General features: G+C 63.8%; 17 protein-coding genes. 4 read left to right on the top strand and 13 right to left on the bottom strand.

What is annotated here, in order from left to right:
- Positions 1-24 precede the first annotated feature (24 nt).
- From AAIL17_RS03910 to AAIL17_RS03875, 8 genes are all read right to left on the bottom strand, one after another.
- A complete protein-coding gene (locus AAIL17_RS03910; protein WP_424681508.1) occupies positions 25-1,065 on the bottom strand; it encodes a glycosyltransferase family 2 protein in 1,041 nt (346 codons plus the stop codon).
- Positions 1,066-1,074: 9 nt separating this feature from the next.
- Positions 1,075-1,998 (bottom strand): glycosyltransferase, encoded by a 924-nt coding sequence (locus AAIL17_RS03905; protein WP_424681507.1) that lies wholly within the window; start codon positions 1,996-1,998, stop codon positions 1,075-1,077.
- Positions 1,995-3,017: a hypothetical protein gene (locus AAIL17_RS03900; protein ID WP_424681506.1), complete on the bottom strand. Its 1,023-nt coding sequence runs from the start codon at positions 3,015-3,017 to the stop codon at positions 1,995-1,997. Before AAIL17_RS03900 ends, AAIL17_RS03905 begins: the two co-directional genes overlap by 4 nt.
- Entirely contained in the window at positions 3,014-3,769 is a 756-nt protein-coding gene (locus AAIL17_RS03895) for a class I SAM-dependent methyltransferase (protein ID WP_424681505.1), read from the bottom strand. The genes AAIL17_RS03900 and AAIL17_RS03895 overlap by 4 nt, the downstream gene beginning before the upstream one ends.
- Positions 3,770-3,778: 9 nt before the next feature.
- On the bottom strand, positions 3,779-5,110 hold the full coding sequence (locus AAIL17_RS03890) for a polysaccharide biosynthesis C-terminal domain-containing protein (RefSeq protein ID WP_424681504.1): 1,332 nt from the start codon (positions 5,108-5,110) through the stop codon (positions 3,779-3,781).
- Between the two features lie 82 nt (positions 5,111-5,192).
- Entirely contained in the window at positions 5,193-7,187 is a 1,995-nt protein-coding gene (locus AAIL17_RS03885; protein ID WP_424681503.1) for a hypothetical protein, read from the bottom strand.
- 40 nt (positions 7,188-7,227) lie between these two features.
- Complete coding sequence (locus AAIL17_RS03880) at positions 7,228-9,192, bottom strand: tetratricopeptide repeat protein (RefSeq protein WP_424681502.1); 1,965 nt, start codon at positions 9,190-9,192, stop codon at positions 7,228-7,230.
- 109 nt (positions 9,193-9,301) lie between these two features.
- Complete coding sequence (locus tag AAIL17_RS03875) at positions 9,302-9,763, bottom strand: pilin (RefSeq protein ID WP_424681501.1); 462 nt, start codon at positions 9,761-9,763, stop codon at positions 9,302-9,304.
- Positions 9,764-10,281: 518 nt separating this feature from the next.
- On the opposite strand from AAIL17_RS03875, the gene AAIL17_RS03870 reads away from it, so the two are divergent.
- Complete coding sequence (locus tag AAIL17_RS03870; protein WP_424681500.1) at positions 10,282-12,393, top strand: prolyl oligopeptidase family serine peptidase; 2,112 nt, start codon at positions 10,282-10,284, stop codon at positions 12,391-12,393.
- Positions 12,394-12,483: 90 nt separating this feature from the next.
- On the opposite strand, the gene AAIL17_RS03865 is transcribed toward AAIL17_RS03870, so the two are convergent.
- A complete protein-coding gene (locus tag AAIL17_RS03865; protein WP_424681499.1) occupies positions 12,484-13,473 on the bottom strand; it encodes a magnesium and cobalt transport protein CorA in 990 nt (329 codons plus the stop codon).
- Positions 13,474-13,568: 95 nt separating this feature from the next.
- On the opposite strand from AAIL17_RS03865, the gene AAIL17_RS03860 reads away from it, so the two are divergent.
- Positions 13,569-15,515, top strand: coding sequence for an acyltransferase family protein (locus tag AAIL17_RS03860; RefSeq protein WP_424681498.1), 1,947 nt, complete (start codon positions 13,569-13,571; stop codon positions 15,513-15,515).
- Between the two features lie 17 nt (positions 15,516-15,532).
- Here AAIL17_RS03860 and AAIL17_RS03855 read toward each other — a convergent pair whose 3' ends face one another.
- From AAIL17_RS03855 to AAIL17_RS03840, 4 genes are all read right to left on the bottom strand, one after another.
- Complete coding sequence (locus AAIL17_RS03855) at positions 15,533-16,753, bottom strand: DUF4105 domain-containing protein (RefSeq protein ID WP_424681497.1); 1,221 nt, start codon at positions 16,751-16,753, stop codon at positions 15,533-15,535.
- A 91-nt stretch (positions 16,754-16,844) separates the two neighbouring features.
- The gene (locus AAIL17_RS03850) at positions 16,845-17,699 is read right to left on the bottom strand and encodes an HlyC/CorC family transporter (RefSeq protein ID WP_424681496.1); all 855 of its coding nucleotides are present in this window, start codon (positions 17,697-17,699) and stop codon (positions 16,845-16,847) included.
- 171 nt (positions 17,700-17,870) lie between these two features.
- A complete protein-coding gene (gene ybeY, locus AAIL17_RS03845; RefSeq protein WP_424681495.1) occupies positions 17,871-18,344 on the bottom strand; it encodes an rRNA maturation RNase YbeY in 474 nt (157 codons plus the stop codon).
- 19 nt (positions 18,345-18,363) lie between these two features.
- Positions 18,364-19,371 carry a PhoH family protein gene (locus AAIL17_RS03840; RefSeq protein ID WP_424681494.1) on the bottom strand — a complete coding sequence of 336 codons (1,008 nt, stop codon included), beginning with the start codon at positions 19,369-19,371 and terminating at the stop codon, positions 18,364-18,366.
- An 86-nt stretch (positions 19,372-19,457) separates the two neighbouring features.
- Here AAIL17_RS03840 and AAIL17_RS03835 point away from each other — a divergent pair, with 86 nt between their 5' ends.
- Together AAIL17_RS03835 and AAIL17_RS03830 are read left to right on the top strand one after the other, a co-directional pair.
- Positions 19,458-20,135: a TetR/AcrR family transcriptional regulator gene (locus AAIL17_RS03835; protein ID WP_424681493.1), complete on the top strand. Its 678-nt coding sequence runs from the start codon at positions 19,458-19,460 to the stop codon at positions 20,133-20,135.
- Positions 20,132-21,100 carry an HlyD family secretion protein gene (locus AAIL17_RS03830; RefSeq protein WP_424681492.1) on the top strand — a complete coding sequence of 323 codons (969 nt, stop codon included), beginning with the start codon at positions 20,132-20,134 and terminating at the stop codon, positions 21,098-21,100. The genes AAIL17_RS03835 and AAIL17_RS03830 overlap by 4 nt, the downstream gene beginning before the upstream one ends.
- Positions 21,101-21,124 lie beyond the last annotated feature (24 nt).

Raw genomic sequence — 21,124 nt, 5'->3', positions numbered from 1 at the left:
GGAAGTTTCGATGGGGAGTGCCGGTTACGCGCTGAGCCCCCATCGTCTAAGGAACGCGAAAGGCGAGGAGCGATAATCCAGCCGGCTCAAGGCGAGGATGGCGAGATCCAGCCGGGCTGGACCGCGAATGCATGTGGCAAATGGTGATGAGTTGAAGGCTCGCCACATGGCGCCTCCCAAGGGAGCTGCACGGATGCAGGCGCGCAACCACTGCGACCCAATGACGGCGCGTGCGTCGGGATGTGCGTAATGCGTCGTGAGCTTCTGCAGCCACGCGTCAATCCCGCGAAGATCGTCCAGACTCTGGATCGAGTTCGGAGACCTGATGAGGTTGTGCAGGCGCGCTTCTTCGTTGCTTGCGATGATGCCTTCGGAAGCGAGCACCTCGATCCGTACGCGTCTTGTGACGGCCTCCATCCGGTCGAGCTTCACCTGTGTGCTTTGCATCCGATGCCTTCGGTAGCGGAGCAATGACACCGGCACGTTGGCGATGCGATATTCCCGCATGGCACGGCCGAAGAGGTCATAGTCTTCGACCAGTTGGTATTCCTGCCGATAACGATAACGATCGAAAACCTCCCGCTTCGCTAGAACCGAGGGATGCAGCAGACTGTTCTGGAACAACATCGCTGCCCGCAGTGCCGGTTCCGTGTGAGGCCAGCGAACTGAGCGGGAAATTCCCTGGCCGAATTCGACAAACCAACTGCCGCAGATGTCGCAACCGGCGCTTTCCAGAAACGCGATCTGGGTCCGAAAACGGTTCGCTAAGCAGATATCGTCAGCGTCCATTCGCGCGATAAATCTCCCGCTCGCGGCATCCAGCCCACGGTTGAGCGCGTTCACGATGCCAAGGTTCGATGGGTTGCGGAGAATGCGTACCACAATGCCGTTCGTGCGGGAGGCTACTGATTCCGCTACGTCGATAGAGCCGTCGGTGGAACCGTCATCAACCACTATCAGTTCTGCGGCGAAGCCGGAGGCGGCGGCGATCGTGCTCCGTAGCGCAGCGTCGAGCCACCGCTCGCCGTTGTGAACCGGAATAACGATACTGAGAAGCGCAGCCATGTCGCTTACCTATGCGTCCAGCCGCCATCTCGGGTGGCGCTTCCCCTTCATGCCACGCAGGCCGTCGATCACGCCGGCGAGGTAGGCCTTGGTCTGCTGCAACCGCTGCGGCTCGTGGAGCAGTGTGGCCAGGAGGCGCAACATGGTAGCGGGGAGCGTTTTCAGAACCATCGGACCAAGACCTTCTCCGGCCGACGTCAACAACCGGTTCCTCACGTCGTAATAGCGCTTCCACGGCGGCATACGAAAGCACACGGGGGCGAATCGGCCGACACCGAAGCGGTAGTAGTGGGAGGTTGGATGGCGCAGGACGCTACCCCCGACGGCCATTACGGGGATGCCGCAGCCGCGTGCCCTGAAGCAGTACTCGGTATCGTCACCAGCGAGGAAGTAGTCCGCATTGGGGTAGCCGATTGTTTCGATCACCCGCCGAGATACAAGAATTCCCAGGAACGGGAGCGCGACGACGCTCGTGACACGAGATGTATCCCTGACGCCTGCTACCTCTTCGCCATCTGTGCCGAACAAGGGCCAGCACAGCTCGATTCCATTGTGGGTGGCAATGGAACCATAGATGGCTTCGTCAGTGACGACTGCATCCAGCAGTATGGATAGTGCTTTGGTCTCGGGTTCCGCGTCGTCGTCCATCATCCAGATCCAATCAGCACCTCCCGCCACGGCTGCTTTCATGCCTGCTGCAAATCCTCCGGCGCCACCCGAATTAACTTCGAGCGCGAGGACTTCCCCTTCGGGCAAATGGTGGGGCAGCCACGATTGGAGCCAGTCGCGCGTTTCGTCGGTGGATGCGTTGTCGACGATCAGGACCCTATCGGGCTTGCGCGTCTGATTGGCAAGCGCCAAAAGGCAGAGCTCGAGGAGGGGCCTCCGGTTGAAGGTGACCACGACAGCGGTCAGATTGCATTGCACGTTCATGCGGGGTCCGAACCAAGTGGGCATATGCCGAGGTGCTTGAAGAACGCTCGCCATTCGGTCGTCGCGGAATCTGTCCTGTCCGGCTCGTAATAGAAGCACTCCACGCCCTGGTGCAGTGCCTTCGTGACATGCAGTGCCGACGTCCGCACCCCGGTGATGAGCTGCGCCTGGGGTTCGGCGTACAGGACCAGCTCGACCGGGTATTCCTGCGATATGAAACGGGAGCCTGGGTAGGCATTGATGAGGAGCTCCCGTGTTATGACGTCCCTTGGGTGAACTTTGAAAACCGGTTCAACACCCCGGCTCACGCAGCGAGAGCTGCTCAGCTCCACGAACCTATGCAGGTCAAGCCGGCTGATACCAGTTTCGGGATGTGGGAGCACGATGATGCCAAACGGTTCGTCATACCGTGGGTTGCCGTAGAGCGCACGAAAGCGCTCCTGGAAGCGGTCGCCAAGCACATGCGGCAACTGCTGATACGGTTTTGAGCGAAGGTCGCTCCGGAGCATGTCCGGATAAAGGCAACAAAACTCATCGATGGCGGGATGTCGACCGATGAACCTGGATTCCTTCCATTTCATACCGAACCGAACTTTATTCCTCCATCTTCGCGTAAGGCTCCTGGAAAAAGGTCTTGCCACCTTGTAGAGCAGCAGGCCGTCTTCGACACACGATACAAAGGTACTTGGCTTGAGTGCATAGTTGAGCAACGCCTGCGCCTCCGCCCTCAGGTCATAGAAGACAGCCGCGGCGGTCAAAGGAAGCCCCGATATGGAACGTCGCACGGTCGAGGCATTGGCTTTCTGCAACTTCAGTGCTTCCCGGGGCGACCTGGTCGAGGCAGTTCCTGGCAGCATCAGGAATTCGCCGCCGACGGGTTGGAGGAACTCGCGGGCGATATGGTGCAAGCCGGGCGTGTCCTCGACGACCGCAAAGAGCGAGTTCTCCCTGTCTTCGCCAGGCTTGCTGAGCGCAGAAAGGAGAACGTGCAGTGGCGTGTGGCAAAGATAGATTTTCAAGGATGGCCCGGATGCCTCGAAACAGGTCCCCGTAAGATTCTTCGGAGAACACCGAATACTTGCCGCCTGAGCGCCCGCACGCGAGAGGTCCTCATCCTGTGAATCCGCAGCCGCTCGCTTTCGCTGACCTGCACGAGTCTTTCATCAAGCGAAAGGGCGCCTGCCGCCGTTGCAGTCTGTTTAGTGATGAACCAGGACGGGAACATGGAATATTTGTCGCCCCCCGCAATTTCAGTAACCGTTAGGGCAGCGCCGAGTTGTGACACGAAGTGGTTGACGGCCCACATCACCAGCGGCCAGTTCTCGTGATAGTCGTCGCCGGCCATTATTCCTCCGACCTTGAGCTTCGGATACCAGTCGACGAGGGTCCGTCCGCCTTCCTCGCCCGTGTGGGCGAATCCATCGATATAGATGAAGTCGAAATAGTCGTCGGGAAAGAGCTCGAGTGCGTCCTCGAACGTCAGACGAAGCAATTTGTATGGTCGTCCAATTCCGATATTCAGGATTGCGTTCTTGTATTCCGCTGTATCGTGGATATCCCCATACACATCCGCGCCAAAAAGCTGGCCGAACTTGCCTGAGCGAACCAAGCTGGATGAGAAAGAACCCTCTGCTACACCCAACTCGATGCCAACATTGTTGTTGCCCGGCAGGAGCTTGACGATATCGTGCCGGGTAAGGCCTTCGGCGAACTCGACAGCTACCTTGGGCAGCCGTTCCAGAGCTTCCTTTTTGACTGACGCCTTGTTCATCGAGAGTCCCTAAAGCCGCGAATCGCCATTGACGAGGACCGGAACCCCCGAGGCTACATCGGCCCGCAAGCCAAGGTATCGTCTAACGAGCGTCCAGCGTAAAGCACCGCAGAATACGGTACTCAAGGCCGTGGCGACGGCTGCACCGGCCATACCAAAAGCTGGAATCAGCGCAAGGTTGAGCAATATGTTCAGCGCCGCGCTAAGGCCGAAGGCCATGGCGGACTGCTTGGCATGGGCTGTCATGTTCAGCAGGATTCCCACTGGCCCGAACAGCACGGTGACGAGATGGGCGACGATCAGGATCCGCAGGGGCAAGACGCTTTCCGCGTACGCCACGCCATATAGAGCGGACACCAGCACGCCCGCCAATAAAAACAGCGTGGCACCGCCGGCAGTGGTTACGATGAAAATGCGCCTGGCGGCCGAGCTAGTGATCTGTTGCAACAGACGCGAGTTGCGCGAGCCGTAGAGTTCCGAAATTTTCGGTCCCAGGGATGTGTTTGCGACGGTCAGAAAAAAAGGAATAAGTTCCGCCGCCCGGGCTGAGATCGCATAAACGCCGGCTTCATGCGCGCCGCGGAGTACTCCGATAGCGATCAGATCCACCCTGCTGTTTACGAGACTCAGGGCCCCCAACCACATGAAGGGAAGTGCAGCTCGAACGCTTGGGGGCTGACCGGGCTCTTGCCCAGTGGCAAAATCCACAGCTGACAATTGAATCCGGTTGACGAGAAAAGGAATCGGAGCGACTGCCAGGGTGATCCCCATCAGGATGATGGGTGTCAGGGGGCCGATACACGCCAAGTACAGACACACCGACGCAAGCAAAATGGCTGGGGAGAGGGCAAGCTGGGGCCACTGGCTCTCCGCGATTTTCCCTCGCGCCTGCAGTAGGGATTGACGCACTGATGCTGCGTTTGCAAGCAAGGGAAGTGGGATGGCCAATGCGAAGAGCTGGCCCAACGTATGGCCTGAAGCCAACGAGGCGATCCCTAGCAATGCTGCAGCTACGAATCCCGACAGGACAACGGTTCGATTGGACCATTTGAACAGCGTCCAAGCGTTTCGCGGTCTGCGGGCCGCTTCCCGGATGAGATAGCTGGGGATGCCAAGACCACAAGGGAGGGCGATGATGGCCACCCAAGCCATGACGAAAGCGTACTCGCCGTACGACTGCGGCCCCAGCGATCGCGCGCATGCAATGCTGATGAGCAGCGCGAACAGTATGGATGCGAGCTTGAACAGTGCCGTACCTGCGGCTGCACGCCCGATGCGCCCACGCTCTGTACTTTTGTCGAAGTCGTCGCGGATTAGCTTGTAAAGCGTTGTGAGGCTCATCACGCTAGCACGCGGCCCTATGACTCGTCGGGAGGCGGAATCACGCCCGGAAGGATGGCGAGGCTGACTCTGGGGGGAGGGCTCATTTTGGTCGAACGTGGAGGCTGCGCAGGGATTCGAGATCTCGGTCCAGGCGGCCGCCGATGTTCAGGCGCTGGAGCAGTTGATAGGAACTCTGTGCGGCCTGGATCCGCCCCATCGCGACAAGCATACGCGTTTCGCTAATCAGATAGGCGGGCTCGTCGGGAGCCGCACGGGCGGCTGCCTGTATCATGCCGAGCCCTAGTTCATGGTCGCCCAGCACGTTCCAGGCATAGTCGCCATACGCTGCGAGCAGTCTCGCGCTTGGCGGTGTGTGGGACAGGGCCGCTTCAAAGGCGTCGATCATTCGGTTCGCTGGGAGCTGGCACAAGTTTTCGCGGGAGCATTGGGTAAGAGCCCCAAGTGAACTTTCGTCCTGGACGCCTGGTTTGTGGGCCTTCAGTTTTGAAACCATGCTGTCCCACCAGGCATCCTTGATTGGCAAACTCATGCGCGCATTCATGAAGATCAGAGCCTGCTCCGGGAGGATCGAGGAGTCGGGAAGCTTCATCGCTCGTTCCAGCGGCGCATATGCCATTTGCGTGAATGGTGAGCTGGGATCGTAGTGCGAGTAGATGATGTACGTGCGACCGAGCTCGTATTGGGCACGCGGTGATGCAGGCGCGCGATCGGCCAGTTCGGCGGACAGGCGCAATGGGTCGCCCCATGCATAGGCGGTAAGAGTAGTTTGCGTAATCCAGAGCAACATGAGCCCTGCAAGAGCTACATAGCGGGACAAGGCCATCGGCAATGCCTTCGAAACCTCGGGCATCGGGGTGACAGACAGTGGATCACCAGCTGGTCGTTGCGGCGCTGTGAGCAGCGGAACGATGGTCAGCATCAGGCCGAAACTGGCGAAGTAGTTGCGGTGCTCGTAGATCAACTCAAGCGGGAGGATCGTGCCGGTCAGAAGGTGGCAGCCCATGAACAGCAGGATGCCGAGTGCAGCAAGCGGTCGCCTGCGCCGCAGCCACAGCGCTCCCACGAGCAGCAGTGCCAGTGCCATGGCACCGGCCAGCGTTGTCCATGGGTGCAGCCATCCAGACGAGGGCACGAAGTCGTCGTGATAAAACGACAGCGCCGTCGGCGTAGGCAGGACGGTCCAGCCGAGGTAGTCGGTGACGATCCGTGCCTCGCTCAGGAGGCGCGTGGTCAGCCTGAAGTCGCGTGTCGCCCAGTAGGACGGGTTGAGCACGTCCGGAAGTAGCCACGCAAGACCAACGATAAGCGGCACGACGAGCACGGCAAGAAACAGGGCGGCTATGCGCCAGTCAAATCGGCTTCTCCTGTCGCGAAAGCGAAAAACGATCCATTCCGTCGAAACCGCATAAAGCGGCAACATGATGGCGGTTTCCTTCGCCAGCAGTCCGAGCCCGGTGGCGAGGACCAGACTTGCGGCGCAGAGGATGTAATGCCGCCATCCTCGGCCATCGTCCGGTTCTGCCTCCTGCAGGCTGCTGCGTGCATGGACGTAACCGAGCAGGCCGACGAGCACAAACAGATTGGCCATGCTTTCCATGCGCTGCACGACATAGAGCACGCCGGTGAGATTGATCGGCAGCAGCAGCCACGCGCCAGCGGTCAGTGCGGCGAGCCATCCCGCCGCGGACTCCTTTCGGAACCGCCGTAACAGCAAGCGTGCTAGGAAAAACGATGCCGTGCCGTTGAGAAGATGAATCACCAGATTGGTGAACTTCATCCAGTACGGATCGAGTCCTGCGGCGAGGTAGTTGGCTGCGAAACTGAGCGACGCCAACGGTCGCTTGAATTCGCTCGAGGGCGAAGAAAGTGCGGCGCGTACCAGCGAACCCAGGCTGGCATCGTGCGGTTGGACGCCGGGGTTGTCCACGATGTTCGGGTAGTCGTCGAACAGCCATCCGCCCGTGAGTCCCGGCGCGTACGCGGCGACCGTCAGCGCCATAGCGATCAGCAGCAACCACCACGGGCGATCGGCCAGGCGCGCCAGCGCCGGCTTGGGAGAGGTGACGGGCGTCATCTATGGGTGTTCCTGGCAAATGCTGCGAACGGTTCCCAGTCTAGTGCGCGACCGCTTGCTCCTGTGGTTTCCCGGTCTTTCGCCCGTTCAGCGCGGAAGCCTGCTTCTCCCGGATCGTCGTGGCCATCTCGCGGTTGATGGCGCGATCGTCCACCAGTAGTCGCCGTAGCAGCGGCAGGCGTCGGTAATCGGTTTGTTCGAGCTTGTCGATCGCCTGGTCGTACAGACCGGCGCTGGCCAGGTACTTGGCTTGGAGCCTTGGGATGTTCGCGTCCGGGTCCTTGGCGTATGCAAGGTCGAGTTGCCGCACGGCAAGGTCAAGGTTGCCCTCGTGCACGGCGAGCTGGCTGATCTGGTAATGGATGAACCCCGCCGCTATTCCCCATTGGTAGGCCCGGTTGGCGAGGAGGGCATCGGCGAGGCTGCTCCACTGTTCGGTAGTCAGCGGAGGACAACGATGCATCTGAGCCTGTAATCGTATGGTTTCCAGGTTCTGGAAGCCGTTGCGGTTCCAGCGTGCAGTACGGAGCGTTTCACGAAGTTGGTCGAGATCTGCGGCGGTGAGTGAACCTTCCACGCAGCGCAGCAGCACCTTGTTTTCGGCAAGGCCTGCGTCACCGGGATGCTTCTCCATGACCCGATCAATGATGCGCGCCGCCGCCGCAAGCCGTCCGTGCTTGTATAGCTGGCCGGCAAGCATGGTCTGCGACCGCACCGAGTCAGGATGGGTGTTGCCCCAGTTGAAGGCGAGTCCTTGTTCGCTCGACCAGACGCGTGCGCTCAGCGAGGTAGCGATCACGCTTGCGCCAAACCATACGGTCACAATCGCGTACACCAACCTCCGCGTGTTGCTGGGACTAAGGGTTGCTATCCAGATGGCAAGCGCGATGAAGGGGCCAATGATCGGAAGGTAATTGCGATGCTCGAAGTAGAGCTCGAGCATGACCACACTGCTTTCAAGGATCTGGCCACCGAAATACCAGAATACGGCAAATGCCAGTAGCGGGCGACGTTGGCGCCAACGGAACGCGAGGCCGAGGACGAGCAGCAGGGCCGCAAGGAAGAATGGCGTGGCAAGGGGGTGGAATATCCCGGACGAAAGTGGGAAATCGTCGTTGTAAAGTCCGTAGACCCCGAAGCGGGGCAGAAAGATCTTGGCAAGATAGTCGGCGAGGATGCGTGGTTCGGTCAGCAGGCGTTGGTAAAGTGTGAAGTCCCGAAACGATTCCGCCCGCGCAAAGTCGGGGATCTCGATCAGCAGATATCCGAACACGAACAGCACCATCGGATACACCAGCAAGCGCCGCAGCCACGCGAGCACGGGAGGTAGCTGCTGCACTCGCGTGCGAAGCAGGGTGGTGTCGAGTGCGAGTGCGTAGAGCGGCAACAGAATGCCATTTTCCTTGGTGAGGAAAGCCAGCGTCGTGCCGACCCCCAGACCGGTCACCATGAGCGCCCCACGGCGTCGGATGCTGGCGCGTTCATTCTTCAGCGCGCTGGTGTAAGCGATCAGGCCGAGCAGCACGAACAGCGCCATGAGCAGGGTCATGCGTTGCACGACCAGCAAGATCGCCGACAGGTTGATTGGACAGACGAGCCATGCGGCGGTGACCAGCAGCGGCGGCCAGGGAGAGAGGCGCTTCAGCGGCGCGGTACCGTCGGCGAGGACAATGGCCGACAGTTGCTTGGTAAGGACATACACCAGTACGCCATTGGCCAGGTGCAGACCAAGGTTCACCAGCTTGAAAGCGAAAGGGTCATCCGGCCAACTCGACTTCTGCAGAAGAAAGCTGAGCATGGCGAGTGGACGTCCCGGGAACGTGCGGGCCTCGGACAGGAACAGTCCCAAATCCCGCCAGTTGGCGACCCGGTCAATGCTGTCCAGTGCTGCAAGGTTGGGGAAATCGTCGAAGAGAAAAGGGCCGTGCAGGCCGGCCCAGTAGACCGCAGTACATCCTGCAAGGATGACTATCAGCAGAAGCGCTGCTCTTGTCGATGGCTGCATGGTGTCCCGAGTATTGGGGTGGCGATCCAGGCGAAGAGCGTATCCCAGCGTCGCTGGCAAAAAAAAAGCCCCTCTTTGCGAGGGGCTTTCGTTGTTCCCGGGATAAAGCTTACGGGGTCTGGCAGGCCTGCGGGAGGTACTTCTGGTCCGCATCGCTGGTGCAAGCCCAGGCGAAGTTGCCGCCATTCTCGGAACCCTTGAACAGGGCCTTCTTACCCTGGAGACCCTTCGAAACGGAAGTGGTCTTGAACGTCACTTCGATATCGCAGGTCGGATCCTTGGCAGCCGTACCGGTCGCAATGTCAGCCGAGGCGACATACTTGCCAGCGTAGCTTGCAGCGGCCGACGGGAAGCTCTTGTCGGTGCCGAGTTCGGGGCACTTCCCATTCTGGGTCCAGAACTCCGCCACGGCCGTCTTGATGCCGTCAGCCACGGTCTGCGACTCCGAGAACTGCGACTTGGCGACGTAGTTCTGGTAGGCCGGGATGGCGATGGCAGCCAGGATCGCGATGATCGCGACCACGATCATCAGTTCGATCAGGGTGAAGCCCTTCTGCAGATTCTTCTTCATGGTGGTTCCTCTCTAGTGCTGGTTAGCTAACCGTTTGATGCCCCCTGAGCCCCGGTCCCGGATCCCCCTAGGCGGAATCGGACCCCACATGCTGCGGTCAGGAACGACCAGGAAGCTCGCGGTGAACGAAGCAGTTTGCGTGCCACGCACACTGCCCCTGTATTGCCGCATAGCTGTAGGCCAGTCGATTGTGCACGTGGTCACGAATGTCTACAACCTGTGAGGTGGCTGTCGCGCCCGCTTGCAGAAGCGTGACGCGTGCAACACCGCAAGGCGGTGTCTAAAAAGGGCAGGTACTGCCCAAGTTTGTCAGTGGCGCCCCTTGAAGCGTCCGTCCGGGGCACGGCGGTCACAGGCATGCGTCGCCTGGCGGGCAAGCGAAATCTCCGATTGGACGGCCAAATGCCGCTGCACCGCACGCGGCCGTATGGTGCCCTTGGCCGTGAAAGTGCGCTTTCCTTGCTTCCCTGCACGCCTGCCCGTACCGTGATTCGCTGACCACCAAAGGGGACCGCATCATGAAGCCGCTGTTCGCCGCGCTTGCACTCGGCCTGCTGGCCACACCGGCGCTGGCCGTCGACCTGGAAACCCACGTCCCGCACCCATTCAACGTGCGCGACCTGGTGATGATGGACCGCGTCAGCGATCCGCAGCTCTCGCCCGACGGCCGCTACGCCGCGTTCGGCGTGCGCAGCACGGACTACGCCGCGAACAAGGGCGTCAACGCGATCTACGTGCTTGATCTCAAGAAAGGCGGCGAGCCGGTCAAGGTCGCGGACAAGGGCAGCTCGGCGCGCTGGGCATCCGATGGGCACGGTCTTTACTACGTGGCCGCGGCCGATGGCGTCGCGCAACTGTGGCGGCTGGATCTGGGCGCGGGCGGCAGCCTGGACCTGGCCGGGCACAAGGCCGCGGTGCAGGTGAGCCACGGTTCGCTCGACCTGGGTGGCTACAAGCTCTCCCCTGACGGCAAGAGCGTGCTGCTCTCCTATGAGGTCTACACCGACTGCGCGGACCTGGCCTGCACCAAGGAGCGCATCGACGGCCGCGAGAAGAACAAAGCCACTGGCACCGTCTACAACAAGCTGTTCGTGCGCCACTGGGACACCTGGTCCGAGGGCAGGCGCAACCAGCTTTTCATCGCCCATTTCGATGGCACCGGCATGCTTCCAGCCGAGCCGACGCTGCTCAGCCGCGGCATCGACGGCGACATCCCCAGCAAGCCCTTTGGCGACGAGAGCGAGTTCGCCTTTTCGCCGGACGGCCGCACGGTGTACTTCGACGTGCGCATCGCCGGCACCAGCGAACCGTGGTCGACCAATTTCGATCTCTACCGTGTGCCGGCCGACGGTTCGACTGCACCGCAGAACCTCACCGCGGCGAACAAGGCCTGGGACGCCTATCCAGTGCCTTCGCCCGATGGCCGCACGCTGTACTACCTGGCGATGAAGGAGCCCGGCTTCGAAGCCGACCGCTTCGCCATCATGGCGATGGACCTGCAAAGCGGCGCCATCCGCGAAGTGGATCCGCAGTGGGACCGCTCGGCCGGTGCGCTGACGATCGCACCCGACGGCAAGACGCTGTACGCCACGGCCGACGACGAGGGCCAGCATCCGCTGTTCGCCATTGACGCAGCCAGCGGCAAGGTCAGCAAGCTGGTGGGCGACGGTTCGGTGGGCGGCTATTCGCTCCAGAACGGCAAGCTGCTGCTGGCGCGTGACGACCTCAAGCGTCCGGTCGACCTGTACCTGACCGACGCCCGCGGCCGAGGCCTCAAGCAGGTCACGCACTTCAACGCCGAGCGGCTGAAGAACGCGAAGGTGGGCGACTTCGAGTTCTTCACCTTCAAGGGCTGGAACAACGAACCGGTGCAGGGCTACGTGGTCAAGCCGGTGGGCTACAAGCGCGGGCAGAAATATCCGGTCGCCTTCATCATCCACGGCGGCCCGCAGGGTGCGATGACCAACGACTGGAGCTACCGCTGGAACCCGCAGACGTATGCCGGGCAGGGCTTCGCGGTGGTCACCATCAACTTCCACGGTTCCACCGGCTACGGCCAGGCGTTCACCGATTCGATTTCCGGTGACTGGGGCGGCAAGCCGCTGGAAGACCTCAAGGCCGGCTGGGCGGCTGCGCTGGACAAGTACAGCTTCCTCGACGCGGACAACGCCTGCGCGCTGGGCGCCAGCTACGGTGGCTACATGGTCTACTGGATCGCCGGCGTGTGGAACCAGCCGTGGAAGTGCCTGATCGACCATGACGGCGTGTTCGATGCGCGCATGATGTATTACGCGACCGAAGAGCTGTGGTTCGAGGAGAAGGAGAACGGCGGCACGCAGTTCGAGCATCCGGAGAACTACGAGCGCTTCAACCCGATCAACCACGTCAAGGACTGGCGCGTGCCGATGCTGGTGGTGCACAGCGGCCACGACTTCCGCATCCCGATCACCCAGGGCCTGGGCGCGTTCACTGCGCTGCAGCGCCGCGGCATCCCCAGCGAGTTCCTCACCTTCCCGGATGAGAACCACTGGGTGCTCAAGCCGCAGAACAGCGTGATGTGGCACGAGACGGTGAATGCGTGGCTGAAGCGGTGGACCTCGGGGCCGGGCGCGGCTGACGCCGCCCACTGAGCGCGAGATTCCATCCGCGGAGCGGCGGCCCTTCGGCCGCCGCTTTTCTTTTGAGGCGTATCGGATGGTCAGGCGGCGACCCGGCGAGTCCTACAACCACTTCACCCGCTTGAGCCAGGTGTAGATGCCGCCGACGACGCCGACCACCACCACGATCATCACCGGATACGCCCAAGGCTTGTCCAGTTCGGGCATGTGCGTGAAGTTCATGCCGTACCAGCTGGTGATGAGCGTGGGCGCGGCGAGCAGCGCGGCGTAGCCGGCCAGGCGCTTCATCACCTCGTTCTGCCCGAAGGTGACCAGAGACAGGTTCACGTTGATCGCCGCGCCGAGCATCTCGCGCATGGCGTTGATCGATTCGTTGACGCGGAACACGTGGTCATAGACGTCGCGAAAATACAGCCGCAGTTCCTCGGGGATCAGCTGCGGGTGCAGCCGCACCAACTGGCTGGTGATGTCCTGCAGCGGCGCCACCGCCAGGCGCAGGGTCATCAGGTCGCGCTGCATGTCATAGAGCCGGCGCACCGTGCTGCGCTTGAAGGTCTCGGCGAAGATGTCCGCCTCGAGCTGGTGCAGCTCTTCGCGGAAGTCGCGCACGATCGGCAGCAGGTTGTCGACGATGAAGTCGAGCACGCCGTAGAGACCGTAGCTCGGCCCGTTGCGCATCAGCTCGTGCGCCTGCTCGCAGCTGCGCCGCGCCGGCGCGTAGGACAGCGAGGCGCCATGGCGCACGGTCACCAGGTAGCGCGCGCCGAAGAAGATCTGCGTCTCGCCGAAGGCGAGGTTGCCGTCGAGCAGCTGCGCCGTCTGCACCACCAGGAACAGCGAATCGCCGTAGGCCTCCAGCTTGGTGCGCTGGTGCGCCTTGTGCGCATCCTCGATGGCGAGGTCGTGCAGGTCGAATTCTTCCTGCAGCTTGAGCAGCAGCGCCGCATCCGGCTCGTGCAGGCCCACCCACACGAAGGTGCCCGGCTCCTGCAGGACGTCGCTGATCGCATCCAGCGTGATGTCGCCGATACGGGTGCCGTCGCCGCGGTAGGCGACACAGTTGACGACCATGCTGTTGGTGGAGGTGGACATGCGCCGATGGTACGGGCACCCGGGTATCGTTGCCATCGACATGGATCGGGAGGCAAACGTCTATGCAAAGATGTCGCCTCCTGAAGGGGGGAGTCATGAAAGGAAACGAATATCGCCTTGGATACCGGGCCGATCTGGAGGGCTTGCGGGCGGTCGCGATCCTGTTGGTGGTGGCGGCGCATGCGGGAGTGCCCTGGCTGGCGGGCGGTTTCGTGGGCGTCGACGTATTTTTCGTCCTTTCGGGATTTCTGATAACCGGCCTGCTGCTGCGCGAACTGGCCAGCAACGGCAAGATCCGTTTTGGCGAGTTCTACGTGCGCCGGCTGCGGCGGTTGCTCCCCGGTCTACTGACCATGCTGGTCGTGGTAGGCGCTGCGGCAATGATGCTGCTGGCGCCGGGCGATCAGCAAAAACAGGCCAGCGCCGCGGCCAGCGCCGTGTTCTGGCTGAGCAATTTCCACTTTACGTTTAGGCTGCTCGATTATTTTTCGAGCGGTGCCGAAAGCAACCTGTTCCTGCATACGTGGTCACTGGGCGTGGAGGAACAGTTCTACCTGCTATGGCCGGCCCTGCTTTTATGGCTGTGGGGGCGCCGAGCGAGTGCGCAGCCGGGAGGCCTGCGTCGGCTCAGGAACGGCATGGCCGTCATCGTTGTGGCAAGCCTCGCGGCGTGTATAGCGCTGACATTTACAGCGCCGCAACTCGCCTTCTACATGATGCCCCTACGTGCCTGGCAGTTCGCTTCAGGCGCGCTGGTATGGCTCCTCCTGGAGGTGCCGGGCCGGTCTCCGGCGGGCCAGCGCGCCCGGTGGGAGGCGATGGGTTGGCTTGGGTTGGCTGCCATCCTGGCGGCAGCGGCAATGCTGACGCCGAACAAGTCCTATCCGGGAGGATGGTCCGTGCTGCCGACCGCAGGCGCGGTGGCCATCATCGCGGCAGGGGTTCGCGGCGCGGGTGCATCGCGCGTGCTTGCCTGGCGCCCGCTCCAAGCACTCGGGCGGGTTTCCTACGCGTGGTATCTGTGGCATTGGCCGGTACTTTTGCTTGCGCGCGCGCTCTATTCATCGAACAGCCCGACCATCAGGGCTTGGGCCGTCTTCGCTTCGCTGGTGCTTGCAGTGCTTTCATACCTGCTGGTGGAGTCGCCTACGCGTCACCGGAGAATATGGCTGGCACGGCCCCGCATGACCGTCGCAGCGGCCTTGACGGTGATGGGGTTCGCGGGCGTGATGTGCCTGCATTGGTACAACCAGGCCACGGATCTGGAACGTAGCCCGCAGTATCAGCGCTTCGCCAGCGCCCACGCGGACGCGCCGGTGATTTACCGCATGGGTTGTGACGACTGGTATTTCAGCGACGAGCTGCGCATTTGCGGGTTTGGCGCGAAGGATGCGTCTCACACGGCGGTACTTCTGGGTGACAGCATCGCCGGCCAGTGGTTTCCAGCTATCGCGCGGGTGTATGACAGGCCGGACTGGCGCTTGATGGTGATCACCAAATCGTCCTGTCCTATGGTCGACGAACCGATCTTCTATCAACGCATCGGCCGCATGTACGTGGAGTGCGCGACATGGCGGCAGCGGGCAGTGAAGTATCTGGCAGCGATAAAGCCCGAAGCGGTGATCATGGGCTCGGTCTCCACCTATGCGTATACCGCACAGCAATGGGTCGAGGGTACCAACCGGGTCCTGGCTCCCCTCGCCACCGCCTCGGGCCACGTGTACGTACTTCGCAGCACTCCGCACTTGCCGTTCAGTGGGCCGGATTGCCTGGCCTCTCATCAGGGAAGGCCTCGCTGGTTGGCCTTGCTGGGTGCCTGTTCCGCACCCGCCGGTCACAACAACGAAGCCGTCTATGGCTGGTTGCAACAAGCCAGCCGGCCCTATCCGAACGTGTCGGTCATCGACCTCAACGACAGCATCTGTCCAGGCGGCATATGCGAGGCCCGGCGTAACGGGGTGATCGTTTTTCGCGATGCACAGCACATGACGGCGAATTTCGCTGGCTCGCTGAGCCAGGTGCTTGCCTCCAAGCTCGAATAAAAGGCGCTCGCTAGGAATTAGCCCTTCGTCGTATCGGCGCGGTTACTACGAAGGGCCATGGCCATCGCCAGCCACACCGGCATGGCGAACAGCAGCCAGGGCTGGTTCTGCTGCACGGTGTCCGGGAGCAGGTGCAACAGCACGGCGGCGAGCAGGGCGACCAACTGGATCAACAGCACGATGTCGGCCAGGCGCGAGGCGGGCAGGCCGCGACGGGCGCGCCATGTCGATGGCAGCAAGGCGAGGGCGAGCGGGTTGAACGGCAGCAGGTTGGCGTTGGCCCAGGCTGCGTGATGGGTGGTCAGTGACCACAGCACCAGCAGGCCGGTACCTGCCACCGCCGCCAGCACCAGATAGAGCGTGCCGAGCAGGGTGAAGCCGGTAGGCCAGAAGCGCCGTGCCAGCACCAGCAGGACGGCCAGGCCGAGTCCTGCCAGGGCGAGCGGCAGGCGCAGGTCGGGCGGTGTCGTGGGCGGCGTCTCGAGGCGATTGGGCGAGACGAGGTCGGCATCGGCCACCAGCGGATGCATGCCCTGCGGGCCATCCACCTGCGCGGTCGCCAGTTCGCGCGACAGCACGGCGGGCAGGAAGCTCTCCTGCCAGGCGTTGAGCGGCTGGTCGGCGTAAGGGCCCAGACCCAGGTCGAGCAATAGCATCAGCCAGGGCTGCGCGCTCATCAGGCGGTTGGTCTGCTGGCGGTAGGTCATGCCGCCCGGCCGCGCGGTGAGCTGGGCCTTCAGCACGCCGCCGAGTGCGCGGTCCAGCGCGTCGCGTACGCGGGTGGTGCAGTTGTCGACGTAGTAGTCATAGTCGTAGCGCGCGTTTTCCGGGCGCAGGTTCCACAGCAGGAAATCACGCAACGCGGCCGCCTGCTCCGGCGCGAGATCCAGACGCTGGCGGGTGACGGAGCGGCCAGCCTGGATGTACCAGTTCTCGTCGAGCGTGGTGGGGCCGGCGTCCATCAGGTAATGCATGCGGCCGCGCGCGAAGTTGAGCAGGAAGCCGCGCTCGTCGAAGTCGAATACGCCGTAGTTGAAGTTGAAGGCTTCGCCGCTGACGGTGTCGCGCACCTCGATGGCGTCGTGGCCGAAGCGCTCCCAATAGGTTTCGCCCGGACCGTAGGTGACCAGCGAGACCTCGAGGTTGGCGCCGGGGGCGTTGGCCACGCCCGCGTGGGCAGGACGCAGGGCGAAGGCCAGCAGCAGGGCCAGGCAGATCAGCCAAAGCCTTCCCGGCAAGCCGGCACGGGTGGCTGTGTGGGCGAGCCCATCCCTGCGTGCAAGGGGCAGTCGGGAGGGGGCGGCCATGGCGGAGATGAAGGCGACTGCCTCAGGCATCGGCCGTCTGCCGGTTCACGCGGAACTGCTGCACGCGCCGGTCGTCGGCCTCGGTGACGATGAAGAGATAGCCGCCAAACACGACTTCCTCGCCGACCTCCGGCAGGTGGCCGAACTCCGCGGTGGCCATGCCGCCGACGGTGTCGAACTCCTCGTCGGAGAAGCTGGCGCCGGTCTGCTCGTTGAAGTCGGCGATCGGGGTGAGCGCGCTGACCGACCAGCCGCCGCCGGGCAGCTCGTGCATCAGGCTGGGCTCGTCCTCGTCGTCGTGCTCGTCGTCGATCTCGCCGACGATCTGCTCGAGCACGTCCTCGATGGTGATCAGGCCGGCGACGCCGCCGTATTCATCCACCACCAGCGCCATGTGGTTGCGCGAGCGGCGGAATTCCGCCAGCAGCACGTTCAGGCGCATCGATTCGGGAATCAGCACCGCCGGACGCAGCAGCATCGCGAGGTCGAAACCCTCGCCGTCGCCGAAGTACTTGAGCAGGTCCTTGGCCAGCAGGATGCCGATGATCTCGTCCTTGTCCTCGCCGTGCACGGGGAAGCGCGAGTGGCCGGACTCGACCACCTTGGCCAGGATATCGTGCAGCGAGGCGTCGGCCGCGATCATCACGATCTGCGCGCGCGGGACCATGACGTCGTCCACGCTGAGCTCGGTGACCTTGAGCGCTCCCTCGACCATGGCGAGGGTGTCGTTGGACAGCAGGCCGTTGGCCTGGGCGGCGCGCAGCTCCTCGATCAGTTCGTCGCGGTTGCGCGGTTCGCCGGAGAACAGGTGGCCCAGGCGGTCCCACCAGGAACGGTGGGGGGCCGGGCCGTTGGTACTGCCAGGGTCGTCGTTCATCAACTCAGGGAAGGGCGGCCCATGAAGGGACGGAAAGCCGGAGTCTAGCGGAAAAAACGTGCGGATTCAGGGCACAAGCGGGAGGGTGCGCCGGACTCCGCAGTGGGGCTCAGTCCACCGCCAGGCTTGGAAAAGGGCGGTGGGCTGAAGCCCGCCCCGCATGCGGCCTGGTCAGGCGTAGGGGTCGGCAATGCCCAGGCTGGCGAGGATGCGCGTTTCGAGCGTTTCCATGGCCTCGGCCTCGGCATCCTCGATATGGTCGTAGCCGAGCAGGTGCAGGGTACCGTGGACCGTCAGGTGGGCCCAGTGGTCGCGCGGCTTCTTGCCTTGCTCGGCCGCCTCGCGGGCCACCACCGGCGCGCAGATGGCCAGGTCACCGATCAACGGAAGGTCCACGCCGGGCGGCAACTCGGCCGGGAAGGAGAGCACGTTGGTGGCGTAGTCCTTGCCGCGGTAGTCGCGGTTGAGGTTGCGGCCCTCGTCGGCGTCGACGATGCGGATGGCCATCTCGGTGGATTTGCGCCGGCGCGCGCCGTGGAGCGCGGCCGCGACCCACCGGGCGAAGCTGGCGGACGCCGGCACGCCGGCACGAGGCACGGCATAGCCGACGTGCACGACAGGCGCAGGCGCGACGCGGCTGGTCAAGGCGGTCTCTCCGGGCAGGTCAGGCGATGGGCGGTTTGGCGGCGCCGGACGGCTGGCTTTCCGGCGTCTGCTCGAATGCTTCGTATGCGCGCACGATCTTGGCCACCAGCGGGTGGCGCACGACGTCGCGCGAGGTGAAGAAGGTGAAGCTGATGCCGTCGACGCCGCGCAGCACTTCCACCGCGTGGCGCAGGCCCGAACGCACGTGGCGGGGCAGGTCGACCTGGCTGACGTCGCCGGTGATCACCGCCACCGAGCCGAAGCCGATGCGGGTGAGGAACATCTTCATCTGCTCGACGGTGGTGTTCTGCGCCTCGTCGAGGATGACGTAGGAATCGTTGAGTGTGCGTCCGCGCATATAGGCCAGCGGAGCGATCTCGATGACGTTGCGCTCGATCAGCTTGGCGACCTTCTCGAAGCCGAGCATTTCATACAGCGCGTCGTACAGCGGGCGCAGGTACGGATCGACCTTCTGCGAAAGGTCGCCGGGCAGGAAGCCGAGCTTTTCGCCCGCCTCCACCGCCGGGCGCACCAGCAGCAGGCGCTGCACGCGGTTGGCCTCCAGCGCCTCGACCGCGCTGGCCACCGCCAGGTAGGTCTTGCCGGTGCCGGCCGGACCGACGCCGAAGTTGATGTCGTGCGTGGCGATGGCGTGCAGGTAGCGCGCCTGGCTCGGGCCGCGTCCCTTGATCACGCCGCGCTTGACCTTGATCACCACGTCCTGCGCGCCCTCGGCCGCCTCCTCGACCATCGCGTCGATGCCCGATTCGGCCAGGTGCAGGTTGATCTGCGCGCCGGTGAGCGTTTCGTTTGCGGTGCCGGCGTAGAGCGAGCGCAGCACCTTCTCGGCGGCGCGCGCCTGCGCTTCCTCGCCGATCACCTTGAACAGGGCGCCGCGATGGTCGATCTCCACGCCCAGGCGCAGCTCGATCTGGCGCAGGTGTTCGTCGAAGGGGCCGCACAGGTTGGCCAGCCGGGCGTTGTCTTCCGGGTCGAGGGCGAAGTCGCGTTCGTTGAGTTCACTCATAGGCGCGCGAGGGTAGCGCGGAGCGGGTGCAAGAGCCATGTCCGGCGGCACTTGAATGAAATTAATTTGAGAATTAATTTCTAGCGATGGCAGCGACGCGAACCCGATCCGGCAAGCGCACCCGCAGGGCCGGACGCCCCAGCGGCGACGACGGCGACCTGCGCGCGCGGCTGCTGGACGTGGCTACCGCGCTGTACGCGCGCGCCGGCATCGACGCCACCTCGCTGCGTGCGATCGCCGCCGAAGCGGGCGTCACGCCAGCGATGCTGCATTACTACTTCGGCGACAAGGCGCGCCTCACGCAAGCCCTGATCGACGAGCGCCTGCTGCCCGCGCTCGCACCCATGCGGGCCGGGCTGGCGCAGGCCGGCGACGAACCTGCCGCGCTGGCCGAAGCGTTCGCCCGCGGCATCGGCGAACTGGTGGCGCGCCATCCGTGGCTTCCGCCGCTGTGGGTGCGCGAAGTGCTGTGCGAAGGCGGCGCGCTGCGCGAGGTGCTGTTCCACCAGGCCTTGCCCAACCTGCCGCGACTGCTCGCCGGGCGCTTTGCCGCCGCGCAGGCGCAGGGCCGGCTCGACCCCGAGCTGGATCCGCGGCTGCTGGTGGTCTCGCTGGTCGGGCTGACCATGTTTCCCGCCGCCGGCGCGCCGATCTGGCGGGCGGTTTTCGAGGCCGGCGACATCGATGCCGGTGTCCTGCTCAGGCACACGCTCGCGCTGCTTCGATGCGGCCTGGGCACACGACCGGAAGGGAAAACGCCATGAATGCCGCACGCCGGTTCGGATGTCCCGCGATCCTGCTCGCCGCCCTCGCGTTAGGGGCCTGCTCGCGCGAACCGCCGCAGGCGCTGGGTACGCTGGAATACGACCGCATCACGCTGCCGGCGCCGGCCGCCGAACGGATCGTCGCGATGGACGTGCGCGAAGGCCAGGCGGTACAGGCCGGTCAGCCGCTGCTGCGGCTGGATCCCGCGCACACGCAAGCCGAACTCGCCGCTGCCAGGTCGCAGGCGCAGCAGCAGCGCGAATTATTGGCCGAACTGCAGGCCGGCCCGCGCGCCGAGGACATCGCCCAGGCCCGCGCGAACGTGGCCGCGGCGCAGGCCCAGGCGCGCGAGGCGCAGGCTTATTACCGGCGCCTGCTTCCGCTGCAGGGCAAGAGCTACGTCGCGGCGGCGGACCTGGATCGCGCCCGCGCCGCCTCCGGCAACGCGCAGGGCCAGTTGCGCGCTGCCCAGGCGGCGCTCGACGAATTGCTGCACGGCACCCGGCCGGAGCAGATCGCGCAGGCGCGCGCGGGCGTCGCCGCGGCCGATGCGCAGGTGGCGGCGCAGCAGGTGTTGCTGGGCAAGCTGGACATCGTGGCGCCGCGCGCGGGCCGGGTCGACAGCCTGCCCTACAAGCTCGGCGACCAGGCACCGGTCGGCGCTCCGGTGGCGATCCTGCTGGCCGGTGACGCGCCTTATGCGCGCATCTACGTGCCTGAGCAGCAGCGCGCGTTGGTCCGCGTCGGTGACGCGATCGAGGTGTACGTGGCCGGGCGCGACAAACCGTACGCGGGACACGTGCGCATGATCCGCAGCGAGCCCAGTTTCACGCCGTATTACGCCCTGATCGGCGAGGACGCCGCGCGGCTGAGCTACCTGGCCGAGATCGCGCTGGGTGATGGCGCCGCAGGCCTGCCCGCGGGCCTGCCGGTGCGCGTTGAATTCCAGCAGGCGACCCGGTGAACGCACGGCCGACCGACAGCGGTA

This window comes from Frateuria sp. YIM B11624 (genome assembly GCF_049727805.1).
In the GTDB taxonomy this organism is placed as follows: Bacteria; Pseudomonadota; Gammaproteobacteria; order Xanthomonadales; family Rhodanobacteraceae; genus Frateuria_A.
The sequence above is the reverse complement of the archived record's forward strand: the minus strand, read 5'-3'. Positions and strand labels throughout refer to the sequence as shown.